Annotated in this window: 3 protein-coding genes; all 3 read right to left on the bottom strand. The window is 66.8% G+C overall.

Going from position 1 to position 1,779, the window contains the following annotated elements; genetic code table 11:
- Positions 1 to 376 (bottom strand): branched-chain amino acid ABC transporter permease (locus OXF11_06810; GenBank protein ID MCY4486814.1); only part of this gene is annotated, 376 nt, incomplete at its 3' end.
- A gap of 21 nt (positions 377 to 397) precedes the next feature.
- Positions 398 to 1,114 carry an ABC transporter ATP-binding protein gene (locus OXF11_06805; protein MCY4486813.1) on the bottom strand — a complete coding sequence of 239 codons (717 nt, stop codon included), beginning with the start codon at positions 1,112 to 1,114 and terminating at the stop codon, positions 398 to 400.
- A 4-nt stretch (positions 1,115 to 1,118) separates the two neighbouring features.
- The coding region (locus tag OXF11_06800) for an ATP-binding cassette domain-containing protein (protein MCY4486812.1) at positions 1,119 to 1,779 on the bottom strand (661 nt) is incomplete at its 5' end.

Below are 1,779 nucleotides of genomic sequence, written 5' to 3'. Positions count from 1 at the left end.
CGAACAAGCCCGGGAAGGCGTAGGTGCGCTCGGGCAGCAGATGGATCGCGGCTTCTTCCAGTTGCATCCAGATCACGAAGCTCGACACCATGGACGCGAGCGCGGCGTCACGGCGGACGGCGTGGAAACACAGGCGTTCGACATAGATGCCCGCCAGGACGGTGCCGGCCACCGTCGTCAGGGCGACCGCCAGCACGTGGACCTGGTAGTGCACATGGAGCCACGTTCCAATGTACGCGCCGAGCATGATGCTGGCGCCGAAGGCGAGGTTGAGCCGGCGCATCACGCCAAAGACGATGGTGAACCCGATGGCCAGCAACGCGTAGGACGAGCCGAACATCACCCCGTCCACGGTGTTCTGGATGAAATCGACCAAACCGCGTCTCCGACCGGGCCGTCACTCTTGCCGCGACCCGAGGTAGGCCCGGTGAATGACCTCGTCCTGCTCGAGCTCGCCGGGCGACCCGGAAAAGGTGATCCTGCCGCCTTCGATGAGGTAGAACTTGTGGGCCACGCTCAGCGCCATGCGGGCGTTCTGCTCCACCAGGAGGATCGTGACGCCTTCCGCGTTCAACTCCCGGATGATGTCGAATATCTCCGCGACGATCATCGGCGCCAGCCCGATCGACGGCTCGTCCATGAGCAGTATCCTGGGCCGGGCCATCAGGCCCCTGGCGATGGCCAGCATCTGCTGCTCGCCTCCCGACAGGGTGCCGGCGGTTTGATGCCTGCGTTCCTCCAGGCGCGGAAAGCGCCGGTACATGTCCGCGATGTCGGCCGCGACCTCCGCCGCCGAGACCCGCCTGGAGTAGGCGCCGGCGCGGAGATTCTCCTCGACGTCCATGCCCGGAAACACCAGACGGTTCTCGGGCACCAGCGCGATGCCTCTGGACACTACCTTCGCTGCCGGCAGCCGGGTCAGGTCTTCGCCGTTCAGGACGACGGAGCCGGACTTGGCGTCGAGGATTCCCGCGATGGTGAACAGGGTCGTGGTCTTGCCCGCGCCGTTGGGGCCGAGCAGGCAGGTGATCTCGCCCTCGGCCGCATCCAGGCTGATGCCCCGCAACGCCTCGATGTTGCCGTAGGAGGTGACGATGTCGCGCACGCTCAGCATGGGCTCAGGCGCTCCCGTCGCCACGCTCGGAAGCCGGGGCGGCGGTCCCGAGGTAAGCCTCCTGCACGGCCTTGTCGCCCTGCACCTCGCCCGGGGTGCCGAAAGCGATCCTGCGTCCGAAGTTGAGCACCGCGATCTGCCCGGTGACGCCCATGACGAGCTCCATCACGTGCTCCACCAACAGGATCGTCACCCCCGAATCGCGCACACGGCGGATGCGTTGGCTCAGATCGGCGATCTCCTGCTGGTTCATGCCGGCGGCCGGCTCGTCCAGCAACAGCAGACTCGGGCGGGCGGCCGCGGCGCGGGCGAACTCCAGGCGGCGCTGCTCCCCGAACGCGAGGTTGGATGCCAGCTCATCGTCCTTGTGTCCCAGATCGGCGAGCTCGAGCAGATCGCCGATTTCCCGGCGCGTCCGGCGGGTGGCGCCGAACCAGCGCGGCAGAAACCCTTGCGCCGAGACGTCCCGAGGGGAGTTCTGCGCCACCCAAAGGTTCTGCCAGACGGTAAGGTTGGGAAACAGCCGAATGTTCTGGAAGGTACGGGCGATGCCCGCCCGCAGGCGCTGATGCGGCGGCTTGCCGTTCATCAGCTCTCCGTGGAATCGGATCGTCCCGGCGGTGACGCCGAAGACGCCGCAGATCAGGTTGATGGTGGTGCTCTTG

The organism is Deltaproteobacteria bacterium (genome assembly GCA_026712905.1).
Classification (GTDB): Bacteria; Desulfobacterota; Binatia; order UBA9968; family JAJDTQ01; genus JAJDTQ01.
This window is presented reverse-complemented; position numbering and strand designations above follow the sequence as displayed.

Coding starts and splice junctions, on each gene's coding strand:
- OXF11_06805 (MCY4486813.1), bottom strand. CDS start 1,114: ATGCTGAGCGTGCGCGACATCGTCACCTCCTACGGCAACATCGAGGCG.